General features: G+C 44.0%; 16 protein-coding genes. 11 read left to right on the top strand and 5 right to left on the bottom strand.

The genetic code is table 11. The annotated features are described in order from the left end of the window. The first annotated feature begins 463 nt into the window (after positions 1–463). From FTT83_RS01905 to FTT83_RS01870, 8 genes are all read left to right on the top strand, one after another. A complete protein-coding gene (locus FTT83_RS01905) occupies positions 464–4,249 on the top strand; it encodes an autotransporter outer membrane beta-barrel domain-containing protein (RefSeq protein ID WP_180080891.1) in 3,786 nt (1,261 codons plus the stop codon). A gap of 74 nt (positions 4,250–4,323) precedes the next feature. After that, entirely contained in the window at positions 4,324–4,866 is a 543-nt protein-coding gene (locus FTT83_RS01900) for an OmpA family protein (RefSeq protein ID WP_086197481.1), read from the top strand. A 351-nt stretch (positions 4,867–5,217) separates the two neighbouring features. Next, a complete protein-coding gene (locus FTT83_RS01895; RefSeq protein WP_180080893.1) occupies positions 5,218–6,807 on the top strand; it encodes a peptide chain release factor 3 in 1,590 nt (529 codons plus the stop codon). A gap of 153 nt (positions 6,808–6,960) precedes the next feature. Beyond that, on the top strand, positions 6,961–7,785 hold the full coding sequence (locus FTT83_RS01890; RefSeq protein WP_180080895.1) for a hypothetical protein: 825 nt from the start codon (positions 6,961–6,963) through the stop codon (positions 7,783–7,785). 67 nt (positions 7,786–7,852) lie between these two features. Further along, on the top strand, positions 7,853–8,851 hold the full coding sequence (locus tag FTT83_RS01885) for an RsiV family protein (protein WP_180176173.1): 999 nt from the start codon (positions 7,853–7,855) through the stop codon (positions 8,849–8,851). Further along, positions 8,851–9,672 (top strand): TatD family hydrolase, encoded by an 822-nt coding sequence (locus tag FTT83_RS01880; RefSeq protein WP_180176174.1) that lies wholly within the window; start codon positions 8,851–8,853, stop codon positions 9,670–9,672. Before FTT83_RS01885 ends, FTT83_RS01880 begins: the two co-directional genes overlap by 1 nt. Before the next feature lie 174 nt (positions 9,673–9,846). Further along, complete coding sequence (locus FTT83_RS01875) at positions 9,847–10,581, top strand: Bax inhibitor-1/YccA family protein (protein WP_180176175.1); 735 nt, start codon at positions 9,847–9,849, stop codon at positions 10,579–10,581. Positions 10,582–10,754: 173 nt separating this feature from the next. Next, a complete protein-coding gene (locus tag FTT83_RS01870; protein WP_086197475.1) occupies positions 10,755–11,561 on the top strand; it encodes an enoyl-ACP reductase in 807 nt (268 codons plus the stop codon). A 157-nt stretch (positions 11,562–11,718) separates the two neighbouring features. Here the strand turns inward: FTT83_RS01870 and secB are convergent, their stop codons facing one another. The 4 genes from secB to rsgA all read right to left on the bottom strand — a co-directional run bounded on the left by secB (position 11,719) and on the right by rsgA (position 14,047). Continuing rightward, positions 11,719–12,174, bottom strand: a complete 456-nt coding sequence (secB, locus tag FTT83_RS01865; RefSeq protein ID WP_180080903.1) for a protein-export chaperone SecB — start codon at positions 12,172–12,174, stop codon at positions 11,719–11,721. A gap of 39 nt (positions 12,175–12,213) precedes the next feature. Continuing rightward, a complete protein-coding gene (gene grxC / locus FTT83_RS01860) occupies positions 12,214–12,468 on the bottom strand; it encodes a glutaredoxin 3 (protein WP_086197473.1) in 255 nt (84 codons plus the stop codon). A gap of 18 nt (positions 12,469–12,486) precedes the next feature. Beyond that, the gene (locus FTT83_RS01855) at positions 12,487–12,894 is read right to left on the bottom strand and encodes a rhodanese-like domain-containing protein (protein WP_086197472.1); all 408 of its coding nucleotides are present in this window, start codon (positions 12,892–12,894) and stop codon (positions 12,487–12,489) included. A gap of 94 nt (positions 12,895–12,988) precedes the next feature. Next, positions 12,989–14,047, bottom strand: coding sequence for a small ribosomal subunit biogenesis GTPase RsgA (gene rsgA, locus FTT83_RS01850; RefSeq protein WP_180174726.1), 1,059 nt, complete (start codon positions 14,045–14,047; stop codon positions 12,989–12,991). A 125-nt stretch (positions 14,048–14,172) separates the two neighbouring features. Here rsgA and orn point away from each other — a divergent pair, with 125 nt between their 5' ends. Both orn and FTT83_RS01840 read left to right on the top strand, forming a co-directional pair. After that, positions 14,173–14,727, top strand: a complete 555-nt coding sequence (gene orn, locus FTT83_RS01845) for an oligoribonuclease (RefSeq protein ID WP_086197470.1) — start codon at positions 14,173–14,175, stop codon at positions 14,725–14,727. Between the two features lie 147 nt (positions 14,728–14,874). Next, complete coding sequence (locus FTT83_RS01840; RefSeq protein ID WP_180174725.1) at positions 14,875–15,651, top strand: ThiF family adenylyltransferase; 777 nt, start codon at positions 14,875–14,877, stop codon at positions 15,649–15,651. Positions 15,652–15,741: 90 nt separating this feature from the next. Here FTT83_RS01840 and FTT83_RS01835 read toward each other — a convergent pair whose 3' ends face one another. Continuing rightward, complete coding sequence (locus FTT83_RS01835) at positions 15,742–16,785, bottom strand: hypothetical protein (RefSeq protein ID WP_180043829.1); 1,044 nt, start codon at positions 16,783–16,785, stop codon at positions 15,742–15,744. Between the two features lie 157 nt (positions 16,786–16,942). Between FTT83_RS01835 and pheS the strand changes: the two genes are divergently transcribed. Next, complete coding sequence (gene pheS, locus FTT83_RS01830) at positions 16,943–17,923, top strand: phenylalanine--tRNA ligase subunit alpha (RefSeq protein ID WP_180043827.1); 981 nt, start codon at positions 16,943–16,945, stop codon at positions 17,921–17,923. Positions 17,924–17,987 lie beyond the last annotated feature (64 nt).

The raw sequence follows: 17,987 nt of genomic DNA, 5'->3' as shown, positions 1-17,987 counted from the left end.
TAGTTACAATGGAATAAAATGTCAGCATTACAAATATAAGATAAAAATAATAATGATTGCTTTTACCAGTTCCAATCATCTTTAAAAAGTTATTTTTTAACTAAGTTGTTGATATAAATAAATATAATTATTTTTTATTCAATGGGCTTTTTTGTGCAACTTTAGTCGGAGATAATGTATATGGTTGAAATTTATACATTTTACAAAAAATTAAAGTATTGTTTCCGATTTAGGTGACTTAGATGATTTTTTCTAAAAATGATACAAAAAGCCATATTTGTGTTGTTGGAAAAGCTCTAAATTGTAAACATTATGAATAAAAAGTGAAGGAAACACTTTAGTAATCTTTAAATGTATTTTCACGAAATCATTAACTTTTAAATAAAACGTTTCAATTTAAGAAAAAAAGGATGCTGGTCAAAGGCATCTAATTTCCACCTCATTTTGTTGAGAGGACTAGATTATGAATAAGATTTATCGTTGTATATATAATGAAGCATTAGGTACATGGGTGGCTGTTAGTGAGCTAGCACAGGCAAAGGGCAAGCGCAGCCGGGGACGTTTAGCAAAAACCATTTTGGCGACCAGCCTTGCTGTGGCGGGAACCGTAGGCAGCTCTGCAGCTTTTGCAGTTGATTTACCAGCAGCCAGTTATTCACAAATTATTGTAGATGGAAGTGATGCGAGCGTTACTCTGACTTCTGCAACAACGCCTGTTGTTGTAGGGCCGATTGATGCTGAAATTGGATCTTATCCTGAAATTTTGCCAGATCCTCAACCAGATTCAACCATTGTCGTGGCCAATGGCGCGCAGTTTAATTATTCATCGCTGGAAGCTACCAATAACTATGCATCAACTGCTTTCAATTTATTGGGAGATGGAAGCGGTACATTAACGCAAGCACAGCAGGCCTATTTGGATAAGAATGCCACCGATATGGCCAAGACCACCAAAGGCAAGCATGGTGAATTAGAGCTCGCCGCTGTTCCTGCCGGTGTTGTACAGATTGTTGGCAATGGTACATTTGGAACTGTCGGGCAAGCTGCCGATGCAGGCAATACTTTAATTCATTTAGGTGCTGAAAGTAGTTTGACTGCTACAGGTACTGCACATGGTATTTATGCAGCCAACCAGACCGGTAATGTGAACGTAACCATTGCGGGAGATATCAATACTCCAGATCGTGTGTTTGGTGCCACGTATACCGGAAATGTATTAGGCCCTGCTGTGGATGGAAGCGGCAATCCTCTCTATGTTCAGCAAACCGATGGAAATGGTGAATTGGTTGTTGATGAGTTCAATAATCCTGTCTATGTCCAGTTAATTGAACACGACAAACCTGTATTTGATGAAAATGGTGATCCTGTTTATCTTCAGGTCATGGAGCCTACCGGGGATACCCGCGAAGTAGCTGTAGTGACCGCCGGTGGTGGTCATGGTGTTTATGTCGATACTCTATCACCAACAGGAATTTATCCTGAAACGCCACAAGCCATTTCTATCACACAGCTGTCTACGAGTACCATTGCGGCTGGCGGTGCTGGAATTAAGGGAGTTGCAGGTGGCTTGGGAACCGTAAGTATTAGTCAGGATGCGGGTGCAGTCATTGGTGCTGGTGATGGTGGTATCGCTGCGGAAGGTGAAGCCGGTGATGTCACTGTAGCGATGGCTGGCACGATTAATTCTGGCGGTAACGGTATTCATGCGCATGCTGGCGCAGGCGATGTAACAGTGAATTTGGCTTCAACTGCGCAAATTGTTGCTGGTGAAAGTGGTATTCATGCCCATACTAGCAACTATAAAGGCGAAGATGGATTAGCATCGGGAAATAAAAGTGTTGTAACTGTCGCGACCGCTGATGGTAGCTCGATTCAAGCTGCTGAATCCGGCATTCATGCCCATTCCGGTGGTGGTAACGTGATTGTCAATAATGCTGCTAATATTGTGGCTGCAACGCTTGAGCCTATCAATAATGAAGTGGTTTATGCCAATAGTTCAACCGCCATGCAGGATATTAGCAATGGTGGACGTGCGATTCATGCCCATTCTGGCGGTGGAACCGTTACAGTAAATTCTTCAGGTGATTTGTTGGCCTATGAAGATGGAATCTATGCTCACTCAGGTGGTCATAATGATGATGGCACCGAGTTTGTGAATGCCAACAAAATTGTCGTCAATACATCTGGAAATATAATCAGTGCTATTGGTAATGGTATTCGCGTCAATACCGCGGGTGCTGCTGAAATTACCAATACTGCAAATATTACGGCTGCTTTTAGAGATTATGTCCCAGTTGAAGGTGATTTACCTTTCCCTAACGAACCAGAAAATCCTGCGAATTGGGAGTTGGCAGATATGTACGCCATTTTAGGTGGCGCTGGTGACGAAACGGTTAATCAGCAAGGTGGTACGCTAATCGGTGGTATTAATCTGAAAGCAGGTGACGATACGCTGATTGCAACTGGCGGTAAAATAGTCGGTGATATCTGGATGGAAGCTGGTTCAGATACCCTGAGCCTGAAAGCAGGAACTGATGTTTCAGAACTTAGCTATCTGGACGGTGGTTCGCAAGCGGATACCTTAAATATCGGTGTGGATTTGACGGGTTTTTCAGCCGAAGAGCCAGCCGAAGTGACTTATCCTGATAAGCCTATCTTGCCAGGTGCAGCGGGTAATGTCGCACTGGTAGGATGGGAAACCGTTAATGTGCAGAATGGTGCAGTCTTTAGTTTGAGTGGTGATCTTAATTTATCAGGTGATTCTGAGCCTGTGCCAACAATCATGATGCTCGCGCCAACTACAACAGGTACATTGAATATTGAAGAGGGTAGTACGCTCGCGTTGGCACCAGGCACCCTTGCATCGACAGTAACTGCGAATGTGAACAATTTTGGTACTATCGACTTGCATCGTGGTGATGCAGCACCTGTCAACACGTTAACCGTTGAAGGGAATTATGCTGCTGGTTCAGATTTAATCGTAGATGTGAATCTGGCTACAGGCGCATCAGATCAACTTGTGATTAATGGGACTGCAACAGGGAATACCCATGTGACCGCGATTAACGGTTTAGGCGATGTCACTGCGGCAGATCAGATCACTCAACTTCCGACGGTCATTGTTACAGATCCAACAGGTGGTGGTACATTTACTGGAATGGCAGGAACGTCAAATGCTGGTGAAGGTCAACTAATATCAAATGAACTAGGGACGGAATATAGCTGGACACTGAATGCCTTGAATGCAGAAGGTACTCCAATCTATAAAGCGGAAGTATCGGGCTATACCCAAATGCCATATGCCAACACCTTGCTGGGCTATGACATGCTGGGCACCTTGCATGATCGTGTCGGTGAGCAGCAGACCTGGGCTTGGGACAAGTGTGGTGAATGCCAGGAAACTCAGGGCAACCAGGTATGGGCACGAGTACGTGGCGGCAATACCGAGTTAACGGGTGATAATCGTCTGGATATGGAAATGGATAACTTCGTAGCGCAACTGGGCTATGATTTTTCAGTCAACTACAATCCGGACAACGGTTCACGTCGTCATACTGGTTTCATGCTGGGCTATGGCCAAAGCAAGATCGACTTCTTTGACCAATACCGCGCCGAAAATGCACAGATCGTTGCAGATAAATTTACCGGTGAAGGCACTACCGATGCAGCAAGTGTAGGATTGTACTCGACTTATTACGACAAAAATGGCAGCTATCTGGATTTAGTTGGTCAAGTGTCTTATTTGCAAAACGAATATAAAGCTCGTGATGGTCATAATGCTGATCAGGACGGTTGGGGTGCTGGTTTATCCGCTGAGGTAGGTCGTCCGTACAAATTGGGCAACAGCCACTGGCTGATTGAACCACAGGCTCAATTGTCTTATCAGTTTGTTAGCCTGGAAGACTTCAATGATGGCAGTGCACATGTAGATCAGGATGATCAACACAGCCTGAGAGGCCGTATCGGTACGCGTTTGGCGTATAACGCACCGACTGCAGACTACCGTACCAAAACTTTCTATGCAGTTGCCAATGTACTGAGCGACTTTATTGAACCGACCGATGTCAATATTGGCCGTGACAAGTTGAATGAAGACTATAGCCGTACTTGGGGTGAGTTTGGTTTAGGGATGCAGTTGCCGATTGCCACATCTGCCTATGTTTATGCAGATGCACGCTATCAGCAAGAGCTGTCTGGTGAAGACCGTAATGGTTACACCGGCACGATTGGTCTGAAACACAGCTGGTAATTCAGAAGCAGGTCATTCCCGGTAGATGCCATGCCGGGGATGATCATTCAAGCATGAAATAGAAGGAAATCGTGATGAAACAAAAACTGATAATGACATGTGTGGCTTCAGCTTTGCTTAGTTTGACAGCGTGTGCCAGCTTGCAGAATGTTGATAATAAATGGTGTCCACCGGTAGAAGCGGCTCCTGCACCAGTTGTGGTTCCACCAGCACCTGTACAGATGGAGCGTGTGGAACTGTCTGCGGATGCCCTATTTAAGTTCGACCGTTCCACTGTTGCGGATCTGTTACCTGAAGGACGCCGTCAGCTGGATGAACTGGCGAGCCGCATCAGTAATGGTTATGTACGGATTGAACAGATTCGTATTACTGGTCATACTGACCGTCTTGGTTCGGAAAGCTACAACCAGCGTCTGGGCCTAGCCCGGGCAACCACGGTCAAGGATTATCTGATGAGCCAAGGTGTGAATGTGGCGATGGAAGTGGCAAGTGCCGGTGAAAGTCAGCCTAAAACCACCAGTTGTGTGGGCAATAAGGCAACTGCAACACTGATTGCCTGTTTGCAGCCGGATCGCCGGGTAGAAGTTGATGTCACTGGTGTGAAGAAAGCAGAATAGTTTAAGTGTTAATTGGGCCCGGGTGAAATCATCCGGGCTTTTGTTTATCTACAGCTTTTATTGTTGTGTAGAATCATTCCCTCATGCTGATGATGTTCATGTATGAACAGCAGTTTTATTCCTACAGCAATTTTTCTTAATTTTCACTGAATAGATCGCTAGGGGATAGAATGATGCCATCTAGAGATATAAACCGTCTATCAGTGGTGATCAAAGTGCTTTAATCGTGAACAGCCCGATACAATAACTATAAATCTGCTACAATTGCGCCAATTTTAAGTTATCACTTCACTGGCTTGATACACATTGATACGTGTGTACAAAACAGTGTACATATTGAAGATTTTTCCTATGTTTAAAGAGCAACTCGCTAGAGAAGTCGCGACTCGCAGGACGTTCGCGATTATTTCCCACCCCGATGCCGGTAAAACCACCATGACAGAAAAACTGCTGTTATGGGGTCAGGCGATCCAGGTTGCTGGTATGGTGAAAAGCCGTAAGTCTGACCGTGCGGCGACTTCGGACTGGATGGAAATGGAAAAGGAACGTGGTATTTCGATCACCACCTCGGTAATGCAGTTCCCGTTTAAAGACAAGATGATCAACCTGCTGGATACCCCGGGGCACGAAGACTTTTCGGAAGATACTTACCGAACCCTGACTGCTGTGGATTCAGCGCTGATGGTGATCGATGGGGCAAAAGGTGTCGAGGAACGGACCATTAAATTGATGGAAGTGTGTCGTATGCGTGATACGCCGATCATCTCTTTCGTCAACAAAATGGACCGTGAAATCCGTGAGCCTTTAGAGCTGCTGGATGAGATTGAAAACGTTCTGAAAATTAAATGTGTGCCACTTACCTGGCCACTCGGTACCGGCCGTGATTTCGCTGGCGTATATAACCTGATCGAAGAAAAATTCTACGTTTATAAAGCCGGTTTCGGTTCAGTGATTACAGACATTGAAGTGCGTGATGGTTATGACCATGCGGACCTGCGTGAAAAAGTCGGGGAACTGGCATGGGCAGCATTTGAAGAGTCTCTTGAACTTGTTCAAATGGCCAATGAACCATTAGACCGTGAAGCATTCCTGGCAGGTCGCCAAACTCCGGTATTGTTTGGTACGGCATTGGGTAACTTTGGTGTGGATCATGTCCTGAATGCATTCAGTGAATATGCACCGGAGCCGAAAGCGCATCCAACACAAAACCGTAAAGTAGACGCCACTGAAGAAGCTTTTAGTGGTTTCGTCTTCAAGATTCAGGCCAATATGGATCCGAAGCACCGTGACCGTATTGCTTTCATGCGGATCTGTTCAGGTAAATATGAAAAAGGCCTGAAAATGAAGCATGTGCGTCTGGGTAAAGATGTGCGTATTAGTGATGCCTTAACCTTCCTGGCAGGCGACCGTCAGCATCTGGAAGAAGCATGGCCTGGCGATATTATCGGTCTGCATAACCACGGTACCATCCAGATTGGTGATACGTTTACTTCAGGTGAAGATCTGCACTTCACAGGTATTCCACACTTTGCGCCGGAAATGTTCCGCCGTGTGCGTCTGAAAGATCCATTGAAGTCGAAACAGCTGCAAAAAGGTCTGAAAGAGCTTTCAGAAGAAGGTGCAACCCAGGTGTTCATGCCGCAAAACAGCAATGACCTGATTGTGGGTGCAGTCGGTGTGCTGCAGTTTGAAGTGGTCGCGTACCGGCTGAAAGAAGAGTATAAAGTGGACTGTGTCTACGAGCCGGTCAGCATCAATACCGTTCGTTGGGTGTCTTGTGAAGATGAGAAGAAATTCAACGAATTCAAGAAAAAAGCCCATGATCAGTTGTCAGTGGATGGGGGGGGGCACTTGACCTATCTTGCACCAAGCCGGGTGAATTTGCAGCTGATGCAGGAGCGTTATCCGGATATCGTGTTCCGTAATACCCGTGAACACTAAGACAACCAATAAAACAGCTTCTTTATGAAGCTGTTTTTTTAGGGAGTTGATGACATTTCATCAATATGTATCGTCGCAAACATAGATGAAGTGTCAACTGCCCTATTAGAATCATAAAGATAGATGAATTACTTGAGAAAAAGAGTGGTCAGCATGAACGGGAAACTCGGGGCTGCATCGGTAATCGTCATGGGGCTGATGCTCAGTGCCTGTGATGCTTCAAAACAAGAATCCAAACAACCAGATCAGGAACAGTCGCCAACTTCGGTATTTAAAACCGAGCAGGCGGATGTCTTGCCGTATTTAAATATTCAGGAACAGCCGGCAAAAATTGCCTTGCCTTTTTGCGAAACCAAGAACTGTATAGACCTGAGTATTCAAACGGTACATACCGAAGATGCCTGGTTAAATGACTGGATTGCCAAGAGTCAAGCCAAGGTTATTCAAGATCAAATTGGCTTAAAACAGGACATGAGCCTGCAGCAGGCCGTAAATGCCTATGTGAAAAAGTCGGATGCCTGGCAGACCGAATTTGCCAAAAATAAGCCCTATGAACTGTCAATGTATACCCGAATTGCCTATCAGCGTAATCAATATGTGCTGATGCAATTAGGCGTTGACACGATGCAAGAAGAAGTAAAAGTAAAAGAGCGATATTACTTCTTTGTGGCTGACCGTAAAACACAGAAAGCGCTGACTGTATTAGATGTGATTGAGCCGAAACAGCAAAGTGCCATGAATAGCATTGTGCAGCAGGCTTATCAAAAATGGTTAAAGCAACAAAAGGCTGAAGTCAAACAGAAAGCGCCAAAGAAACTGTACTGGGGACAGGCAGACTGGTTTTTTGATCAGGAAGGTATCGGTTTGCATTATCGCACCCATGAAATTGTTAAAGATGGTGCCCAGCTGGATATTTATTTAACCAAAGAACAAACCAAGCAGATATTGAAAGCTGACGCTTATCAGCATATGTTTTAGTTATCGGTAATCAATTCAGACATTGAGTGAACGTCCATTTACCAGATTTAAGTTTATAGGTTAGATGATGCTAAAAAATAAAACGATCTTTACCCTCAGTGTTGTTGCGGCGGCAATTGCCTTGAGTGCATGCCAACCTAAACAGCCTGAGCCTAAAAAAGAGGACAAAGTAGCCCAATCGCAAGCTACTCAAGCCAAAGCTTTAACATTGGCAGGCGACACGGAAAAGCTGACTTTAAATTTGCCTGAATGTGATGGGAATAGTTGTCCTGAAATAAATGTCGAGCGTCTTTCCAGTAACCAGGCATTTATTGATGAATTTATTGATCAACAAGTTTTAAAGCAGCTAGATCAAATTTTAGATATTTCGCCGAAATTGTTGAAGACAGAGCAGCAGGTGGTGACTACAGCAAGCAGAAATTCGAAAGATTTAAATCCGGCTCAGGCATTTGAAGCTGCTGCATCGGAAACTATTGAAACACCGAAACAGAAACTGGAAAAACAGGTGGCGCCTTATCTGCAGACCTTTTTATCGCTGGATAAAGAACTGAAAGCCTTAAGTGCCAATCATCAGATCAGCCTGATGATCAAGCCGAAGATTCTCAATGCAGGCCAACCTTTGGCAACTGTGGTGTTAAATTCCAGCAGTTATCTGGGTGGTGCACATGGTTCATCCTCACAGTATTATTATAACTTTGATTTGAAAAAGAAAAAATTGGTCGAGTTGGATGATATTCTGGCGCCCAAGCAGAAAGCTGTACTGAAACAGAAAGCCCATGAAGAGTTTAAACGTTGGGTTATTGATTCCAAGTTGGCAAATAGCGTTGAAGAATACGAACAGGCGTGGAAATTTACTTTATCGGACAATTTCTACCTATCCACTCAAGGTCTGATTTTGCAATATGGCGAATATGAAATTGGGCCTTATGTGGTGGGCTTGCCACGTTTGACCATTCCTTATGAGCAGTTGCAAACCGTACTGAAGAAAGAGTACTTGCCTCAGGCTGAACTCAAAAATGATGCTGCATCGGCAAGTACACCTATTGCAAATAAAGCCCGATCTTAATGTCTTATTCACTCTTTGATACGCATACCCATTTTGATGTTCCCGATTTCGATGCAGATCGGGAGCAACTGGCGCATGCGGCCAAAGCAGTTGGAGTAGAACGCCTGATTTTGATTGGTTTTGTTCAGTCGCGTTTTCAGGATCTGCTCTACACTCAGCATTTTCTCAATCAATTAAAAGATGCTCCTCAAAGTTATTTAGCACCGGGATTGCATCCTGTTTATATTGAACAGCATCAAAATGCACATTTGGCCGATTTAGAATCAGTGTTGAAAAATGAAGATTGTGTTGCAGTGGGTGAAATTGGCCTAGATACTTTTTTAACACAGCACAAGCAGCCAGCCATGTTTCAGAAACAAAAAGATTTTTTTGCTGCACAACTGGAATTGGCGCAACAGTTTGATAAGCCGGTGTTATTGCATATCCGAAAATCACATGCAGAAACGCTGGCGATATTAAAACAGCAGCAATTTAGCTTGGGTGGAATTGCCCATGCGTTTAGTGGCGGCATAGAAGAAGCCAAGGCCTTTATTCAACTGGGCTTTAAAATTGGCGTCACTGGGCAAATTACCAATCCCAATGCCAAAAAACTGCATCGCGTGGTTCAGGCTATAGGTGCTGAACATCTCGTTCTGGAAACCGATTGTCCGGATATGACACCCTTATGCTGTCAAAGTTCCACTGAACATCGAACTCGCAATACGCCAGTCAATTTACCTTATGTTCTGGATGGATTGGCACAATCGCTGAATCTGGATCAGGCTTTTCTTGCTGCACAACTCTGGCAAAACTCCCTGGATGCTTTAAAGTTGGCATCTTGAAAAACATTGTAAAATCATATTTTATCCATCAATATCGGTTTTTAGGGTATGTTGTGCCATGAATCAGCTTGCTTGTCTGAGCGATATTTTATGCAAAGTTGCAAAGATTCATTTTCTGTTCTTAAATGCGTTTTATACTCATTCAAAAATCTAAATGACAATAATGAGGGAATTATGCAAAGTAATAATCCTATTTTAACCCGGGTCGAAACCCAGAGTGATTTTAACCATGCCATGACGGTGCAAGGTGCCATTCAAAAGTCGGTGATATTGACAGTCATTGCTGCTGTAGTCGGTGTATCACTCTTTTTATATAGCTTTCTCACCCTAAATATATCGATGGCTTATGCTGCTGCAATGGTGGGAGCAATTGGTGGATTTATCCTGGCACTCATCGTCACATTCAAGCCGAATACCGCCCCCACATTAGCCATTCCTTATGCACTGTTTGAAGGGGCATTTTTAGGGGGAATTTCGGTTGTATTTCAGCTGAAATTTCCAGGTGTACCGTTACAAGCCTTGCTGGCAACCTTTGTTACCACACTGGTCATGTTTGGGTTATACCGCTTCCAGATTATTCGTGCCACAGAAAAATTTAAAGCTGTAGTGATGTCTGCTTCGATTGCCATTGCCATTGTATTTGTGGTGCAAATGGTCATGGGGCTGTCTTTTGGTTCCAGTATTCCCTATATTTTTGAAAGCAACTGGCTGGGGATTGGCTTTGCTGCATTTGTCGCGGTCATTGCTTCTTTAAACCTGATACTCGATTTTGACCTGATCGAATCATCTGCTGCACAGTATGCGCCAAAAGCGATGGAATGGTTGTGTGGTATTGCCTTATTGGCGACCTTGGTCTGGATGTATTATTCCTTCCTGCGCTTGCTGGGTTTATTACAAGGGGATGATTAATCCTTTTAACCATGAAAGCGAGCTAGATAGCACGATCAGTTCAGAAATGCTCCCCAATGGTGGAGCATTTTTTTTGATTTTTACACAACATGTTAAAAAAAGGCGCATTATGCAATTTCGCAAATGCTTCAGACTTGGCATTATGCTGCTAAATTATTTTGAGTGAGATTCACATGGCACAAGGACTATTGGCGGGTAAGCGTTTTCTCATCGCGGGTATTGCAAGTAAATTATCCATTGCATTTGGTATTGCTCAAGCCTTGCATCGTGAAGGTGCTGAACTGGCATTTACCTATCCGAATGAAAAATTAAAAAAACGTGTTGATGAGTTTGCTGCACAATTCGGTTCAACACTGGTTTTCCCTTGTGACGTGGCGGTAGATGCTGAAATTGACCAGGCTTTTGCAGAATTGGCAAAACATTGGGATGGTTTGGATGGCGTAGTTCATTCAATCGGTTTCGCGCCAGCGCATACTTTAGATGGTGACTTTACTGATGTTACCGACCGTGAAGGTTTTAACATTGCCCACGACATTAGTGCATACAGTTTTATTGCCATGGCACGTGCTGCAAAACCTTTATTAAAAGTTCGCCAAGGCTGTTTGTTGACTTTGACTTATCAGGGTTCTGAACGTGTAATGCCGAATTACAACGTTATGGGTATGGCGAAAGCATCATTAGAAGCGGGTGTGCGTTATTTGGCATCAAGCCTTGGTGCAGAAGGCATTCGCGTAAATGCCATTTCGGCAGGTCCAATCCGTACTCTTGCAGCTTCAGGTATCAAGTCTTTCCGTAAAATGTTAGACCTGAATGAAAAAGTTGCGCCACTGAAACGTAATGTGACCATTGAAGATGTCGGTAATGCGGCATTGTTCCTGTGCTCACCTTGGGCAAATGGTATTACTGGCGAAATTATGTATGTTGATGCCGGCTTTAATACTGTGGGTATGAGCGCTGATTTAATGATGGATGGTGAATAAAAAACTCCCTCCTTTTTTAAAGGAGGGTTGGGGAGGATTATATTTCGGAAAGTTATCCATACTTAAATCTCCCCAAACCCCTCTTTATTAAAGAGGGGCTTAAAAGCCAATAAAAAAGACCGCATTTGCGGTCTTTTTTATATTCAGACTTAAGCACTTAAGCTTGGCCTTCAGCAGCGGCCGCTTGCGCACGTTGCATGTTTGCTTCAAATTCAGCATCGAAGTTAATTGGTGTAAGCAGCAATTGCGGGAAGCTGCCTTTAGTGACCATATCATTCACTGCTTCGCGTAAGAACGGGAACAGGATATTTGGGCAATAAGCGCCAAGAATATATGGAAGGCGTTCTTCTTCAACGCCATCAATAAGGAAAATACCTGCTTGAGTCACGTCTACGATAAATGCAGTATCACCTGCGTTGTTCGCCTGAACAACCACCTGTAATGCCACTTCGTAATGCGTTGCGTCAATTTTTTCTGCAGAAGAAGACAGATTGATATTTAATTCAGGCTGCCATTCTTTGGTAAATACTTGTGCCCCAGGTACTTCAAAAGAAATATCTTTAGTATAAATACGTTCTAGTGCTAATTGTGGTTGAGCTTGTTGTTCACTCATTCTTTAATCCTTAATATGAAGAGCTGACTTAATATAGGGTTAAGCCAATAGTTCGTTTAGTTTTCCTTCACGCTCTAAAGCATAAAGTTGATCAAAACCACCAATAAACTGGTCGTTAATAAAAATTTGTGGAACAGTACGATGGTTAGTGCGTTGCATTAGTTCCACACGTACTTCAGGCGCTTCGTTAGATAAGTTAATTTCTTTATAAGCCACGCCTTTACGCTCAAGAAGTTGTTTTGCGCGAATGCAATAAGGGCATACGGTGGTGGAATAAATAATTACTTCAGCCATTCAAAATCTCCAAGCCTATTATTTGCTTTTAATCAGGGGTAAGCCTTGCACTTTCCAGTTGTTGATTCCACCGTCTAGACGGTAACTGTCGGCATGTCCCACTTGTTGTAAGGCGGTTCCTGCGATTTGACCCAGGTTACAAATAAACACCAGTGGTCGATCGGCAGATTTTAACTCTTCAATATGACTGGTAATCTGGCTATAGGGAATATTACGGCTACCGCTGATATGACCTTCACGGAAATCTTTGGCATCACGTAAATCAATCAGCATGGCATTTTTAGCTTTGACTAAAATACCTAAAGATTGTGGTGAAATTTTACGGCCATTGCGTTGTCCTTCTAAAATAAAGAACAAAACAACCAACACCCCGAGTGTTCCAAACAAGAAGGGGTGATTCCCCATAAATTCGAACCAACGTTCCACAAGTCACCTAATTACAATTTCAAAATTGCGTAGAGTATAGCCTATAAATATGGCGATCAAAATCACTGCTTCAAGGGCTAAGGGTTAAGAAAAATTAATTTTTTTGCTGCGCTTCAGTAATTTCATCGATTAAACGCAAATAACTGTCTAAACGGCGTTGCAAGATTTCACTAGATTCCACAGCCTGACGCAAAGCACATTGCTTTTCATGCTTATGGGTACAGTTACGGAACTGGCAATGTCCCAGCAGGTTTTCAATTTCAGGAAAGCCATGCTGCACTTTGGCCAGGTCCAGATGCCATAAACCAAATTCACGGATGCCCGGAGAGTCAATCAGTGCAGCGCCTTCACCAAAGGCAATTAAACGTGTAGAGGTGGTGGTGTGCTGACCCAGCGCCGAGTTTTCCGAAATGATATTGGTTTTTTGCGCCGCTTCGGGAACCATGGCATTAATCAGCGAGCTTTTGCCGACACCAGACTGACCGACAAAAGCGACCGTTTCACCGGCCAAGCGTTTTGCTAGTTCAGTTAAATCGCCATCAGATTGAGTTTGCATCACCTCATAGCCCAGGTCTTGGTATTCTCTGACTAAGTCTAAAATCGGGTCATTTTCCTGAATTAAATCAGATTTATTGAGCACCAGAAGTGCCGGAATTTCAGCATCGGCACAGGCCACCAGATAGCGGTCAATCAGGCTGGGGGCAACTTCCGGAAAAGAGGCAAACACAATCACAATCAGGCTGACATTGGCCGCAACAGGTTTAACCTTGTGATAACGGTCAGGACGGGTTAGCAGGGATTTACGTGGATGAATGGCGGTAATAATACCGAGTCCGGTATTCGGGTCGGCCTGCCATTTGACCCGGTCACCTGTGACCAGTGCTTCCAGATTGGTTCGGGTATGACAGCGCCATACACTGCCGACTTCAATCGGCTTCCAGAACGGTTCGGGTTCACCTGCTGCAACGACAGGTTTACTCGGGTGATTTTCGGGCGTTGATAAGGCTTGCACTTCAAGTTGACGGCCATAATGTTGAACCACCAGGCCTTCTAAATCATTTGAAGTGTCGGGTTCTTCTTGACGTGTTTGATGTTGTTTCTGAATGCGACGTTGCTGCTGTTCAGTTAAACGACGTTTACGAATTAAAGCCATTCATATCCTAAAAAAAGCATGGACTAAGAATGGCAAAAATAGCATGAAGCGGGGTAGGAGTTACAGCCAAGTTGCAATAAATTTGCTACTATAGCGGTTTTTAAGCCCAATAAGATTGCACATTTATGAGCAGCACCCCTGATACCCGCCTGATTTGGATTGACCTTGAAATGACAGGTCTGGATACGGATAACGATCAAATTATTGAAGTTGCAACGATTGTGACTGACGATAACCTGAATATTCTGGCGGAAGGTCCAGTGCTGGCTGTGCATCAGTCGGATCGCGTACTGAATGCGATGGATGAATGGAATACGCGTCAGCATGGTCAATCGGGGCTGATCGAACGGGTACGCCGCAGTAAATTGACTGCACAAGATGCCGAACAGCAAACCCTGGAATTCCTGAAAAAATGGGTCAATCCAAAATCATCCCCAATGTGTGGTAACTCGATTTGTCAGGATCGCCGTTTCTTGCACCGTTTAATGCCGGAAATGGAACAGTACTTCCATTACCGTAATCTGGATGTATCTTCAGTGAAAGAGCTGGCAAAACGCTGGCGTCCGGAAATTATGAGTGGCTTGAAGAAAAATGCCTCACATTTAGCGATGGATGACATCCGTGATTCGATTGCCGAACTGAAATATTATCGTGAATATTTCTTTATCATGAATAAATAAAGCAGTATTGATAGATGAATAGAAAAGGGGCGAAAGCCTCTTTTTTTATGTCTGCTACAGTTATTGAATGATGCGAAAGAGATAGATTATCGAATTGAGCCGGAATTTGATAAAATGCGTCGGTATTTTTTAGCTGTTAGATGACGAATGACTGATCTTCCTGAAGATGATGAATATGAGCGCCGCTTTGCCGGGGTAGAAAAAATTTATGGAGATGAAGCTTTTCGTCACTACGAACACAGCCATGTGATGGTGATCGGCATTGGCGGCGTGGGTTCTTGGGCGGTTGAAGCCTTGGCACGTACCGGCATTGCTGAGCTGACCCTGATTGATATGGATGTGGTCGCGGCATCGAATATTAACCGTCAATTGCCGGCCATGAGTTCGACCTTGGGTCGGGAAAAAATTGAAGTGATGGCCGAGCGCTGTTATTCAATTAATCCACGTATCAAAATTAACGTGGTGGATGACTATCTAACCCCAGATAATGTCAAAGAACTGTTAGAAAATGCCCCTGATGTCGTTCTGGACTGTATTGATGATGTCAAAGCCAAACTGGCGTTAATGCTGCATTGCCGTTTTAATAAAATTCCGCTCATTGTCTCGGGTGGAGCAGGCGGCAAGCTGGATCCTTTAAAAATCCGTGTTGCCGATTTGTCTAAGACGGAACAGGACCCGATGCTGGCCAAACTGCGCAGCCAGCTACGAGCCAAAGGCATTTGCAAAAAGCCGAAAGAAAAATTTGGAATTACTTGTGTCTATTCGATTGATAATCCATTTTCTGGCGCAGAGGTTTGTGCCAGTGCCGGCCTGCGCTGTGGCGGTTATGGCTCGGCAGTGGTGGTAACTTCAAGTTTTGCTATGGTAGCGGTATCAGAAGTGTTAAAAAAACTGGCACTAAAAAAGCCTAAAAAATTGCAATGACCTCATCACGATAAAAATTAGAAGCTTATAAAAAGGATGAATCCGATGTGATGTGATCGGGTTCATCCAGATTTTGAAACCTTATAAAAATTAAAGTCCAAAATAATAAGCCAATACACAAATCACAATGGTCAGCAGAATCAGTTTGATGACGCCTGATGTCCCGACCTTGTGCGAGGCATGTGCAGGATGGCTTTTTACTTGTGGAGCGCTATGCGGAGTGCTGGGTGCATCATCCAGGGGATTGGCGACTTCAACTTTGGTTAAGCGTGCGGATTGATAATGATTGGCAACTTTAACTATAAATTTTGCGGTTAAATCATCCAGTTTTTGCGAGAAATGGCGTAGATTTAGCTGCTCTTCTGCTGTCAGTTCACTGCCATCCGCATGATAGGGATGTTGCTGTTTTTGCTGAATATAACTGGATAATGCTTCCAGGCGATGCAGTGTGGTATGCGCATAATCCGCCTGATAATCGCTTGGCAGTAAAGGCAGATATTTACTCTCGGATAATGGGGAGCCATCGGCATTTTCCGTTGCAGTTTGCGGCATTCCATAATATGGAAAATCACGATTGGCAGGCTCGATAAAGCCCTGTGCAAACTTGCTGTCAAATAATTCGTTGTTGGTATAAATCTGAATGTCATCCCACTTCGGCTGTTGCAGATCGGCATCGATACGCTTTGCCAGTTTTGAATTCAGCTCGAAACGCCAGAAGGTTTCCTGACGACACTGTTCCTGTTGTGGCTTGGGCGCTGCATAGTCATGATCTGCGTTATACCACTCCGCCAATTCCTTGCCGAAAATCCAGGCCATTTTCTTATTTTGTTCATGGCTGACAATAAAATGTGGAATGGCTAGCAGTTCAACATTGGCATTTGGATTCTGTTCATCATTGAGCAGGCTGGAACTGTGCAGGCTGATGCGCAGCGTTCCCTGTTTTTTTAGACCTTCCAACCAGATTTGAAAATGTTGTGCCAATAAATGTTGTGACAGCAGATCTCGGAAACGCAAATTGTGCTGGTTAAAAATGGCATGTTGTACCCAATGATTAAAGCTCAGATTCTGGCTGAGATATTCATTGCCATAGGTCACCAAAGTAAGCTGCTGTTTCCAAATCTGATCGAGTGCCATTGTTATTGATCTCATAGATATTGGCTTTATCTTATACTTTTTCTAAATATGGTTGCCAATCTAATTTTTCCTCTACAGGGAACTTCATCAATGCGCTTAAAAACTGTTAGAATATGGGGTTTTATTATATTTTTAAATTGTTGCTTTGAGAGTTACTATGTCACTGGAAGCCCTGACCACTGAAGCGCTCGCTGCGATTGCAGCAGCAGAGGACCTTGCTACACTCGATCAAGTACGAGTGCAATTTACAGGGAAGAAAAGCCAGCTCGCGGAACAATCCAAGGCACTGGGTAAAATGAACCCTGAAGAACGTAAAGTTTTCGGGGCAAAAATTCATGCTGTGCGTGAAGCCATCACTGGTGCATTAACCACACGCCAGGCCGAATTACAAAAAACTGCACTAGAACAAAAACTTGCCAGCGAAACGATTGATATTACCTTGCCGGGTCGTGGTCAAAGCGTAGGCAGTATTCATCCTGTGACTCAAGTGCAAGAACGTATTTGCCAGTTCTTTACCAAAGCCGGTTTCACTGTTGCGACAGGCCCTGAAGTTGAAGATGATTATCACAACTTTGAAGCGTTGAATATTCCGGGTCATCACCCTGCACGTGCAATGCATGATACTTTCTATTTTGATGCCAACCACTTGCTTCGTACCCACACTTCAGGTGTGCAAGTGCGTACTATGGAAAAGAATCAGCCGCCAATTCGTATTGTCTGCCCGGGTCGTGTATATCGCTGTGACTCTGACCAGACGCATTCGCCAATGTTCCATCAAATTGAAGGTTTATACGTGGCTGAGAACACCAGCTTTGCAGAACTGAAAGGTTTGCTGGTGAACTTGCTGAACGAATTCTTTGAAAAAGATTTAACTGTCCGTTTCCGTCCATCTTATTTTCCATTCACTGAACCAAGTGCTGAAGTGGATATCATGGATGAACGCGGTCGTTGGCTAGAAGTTTTAGGCTGCGGTATGGTGCATCCGAATGTGCTTCAGGCAGCAGGCATTGATCCTGAAAAATATAAAGGTTTTGCGTTTGGTTTAGGTGTAGAGCGTTTTGCCATGCTGCGTTATGGCATTAATGATTTGCGTATGTTCTACCAGAATGATGTGCGTTTCTTACGCCAATTTGCTTAAACGAATTTATTAACCTCTCTTGCGAAGCAGTGCTTCTCATCTCCTTTAAAAAAGGAGAGAACTC

The organism is Acinetobacter sp. YH01018, assembly GCF_013420295.1.
Lineage (GTDB): Bacteria > Pseudomonadota > Gammaproteobacteria > Pseudomonadales > Moraxellaceae > Acinetobacter.
The sequence above is the reverse complement of the archived record's forward strand: the minus strand, read 5'-3'. Positions and strand labels throughout refer to the sequence as shown.

What these genes read in the sequence shown, in the direction of transcription:
- FTT83_RS01905 (WP_180080891.1), top strand. Translation starts at nt 464, where the DNA reads ATGAATAAGATTTATCGTTGTATATATAATGAAGCATTAGGTACATGG.
- FTT83_RS01900 (WP_086197481.1), top strand. Translation starts at nt 4,324, where the DNA reads ATGAAACAAAAACTGATAATGACATGTGTGGCTTCAGCTTTGCTTAGT.
- FTT83_RS01895 (WP_180080893.1), top strand. Translation starts at nt 5,218, where the DNA reads ATGTTTAAAGAGCAACTCGCTAGAGAAGTCGCGACTCGCAGGACGTTC.
- FTT83_RS01890 (WP_180080895.1), top strand. Translation starts at nt 6,961, where the DNA reads ATGAACGGGAAACTCGGGGCTGCATCGGTAATCGTCATGGGGCTGATG.
- FTT83_RS01885 (WP_180176173.1), top strand. Translation starts at nt 7,853, where the DNA reads ATGCTAAAAAATAAAACGATCTTTACCCTCAGTGTTGTTGCGGCGGCA.
- FTT83_RS01880 (WP_180176174.1), top strand. Translation starts at nt 8,851, where the DNA reads ATGTCTTATTCACTCTTTGATACGCATACCCATTTTGATGTTCCCGAT.
- FTT83_RS01875 (WP_180176175.1), top strand. Translation starts at nt 9,847, where the DNA reads ATGCAAAGTAATAATCCTATTTTAACCCGGGTCGAAACCCAGAGTGAT.
- FTT83_RS01870 (WP_086197475.1), top strand. Translation starts at nt 10,755, where the DNA reads ATGGCACAAGGACTATTGGCGGGTAAGCGTTTTCTCATCGCGGGTATT.
- secB (WP_180080903.1), bottom strand. Translation starts at nt 12,174, where the DNA reads ATGAGTGAACAACAAGCTCAACCACAATTAGCACTAGAACGTATTTAT.
- grxC (WP_086197473.1), bottom strand. Translation starts at nt 12,468, where the DNA reads ATGGCTGAAGTAATTATTTATTCCACCACCGTATGCCCTTATTGCATT.
- rsgA (WP_180174726.1), bottom strand. Translation starts at nt 14,047, where the DNA reads ATGGCTTTAATTCGTAAACGTCGTTTAACTGAACAGCAGCAACGTCGC.
- orn (WP_086197470.1), top strand. Translation starts at nt 14,173, where the DNA reads ATGAGCAGCACCCCTGATACCCGCCTGATTTGGATTGACCTTGAAATG.
- FTT83_RS01840 (WP_180174725.1), top strand. Translation starts at nt 14,875, where the DNA reads ATGACTGATCTTCCTGAAGATGATGAATATGAGCGCCGCTTTGCCGGG.
- FTT83_RS01835 (WP_180043829.1), bottom strand. Translation starts at nt 16,785, where the DNA reads ATGGCACTCGATCAGATTTGGAAACAGCAGCTTACTTTGGTGACCTAT.
- pheS (WP_180043827.1), top strand. Translation starts at nt 16,943, where the DNA reads ATGTCACTGGAAGCCCTGACCACTGAAGCGCTCGCTGCGATTGCAGCA.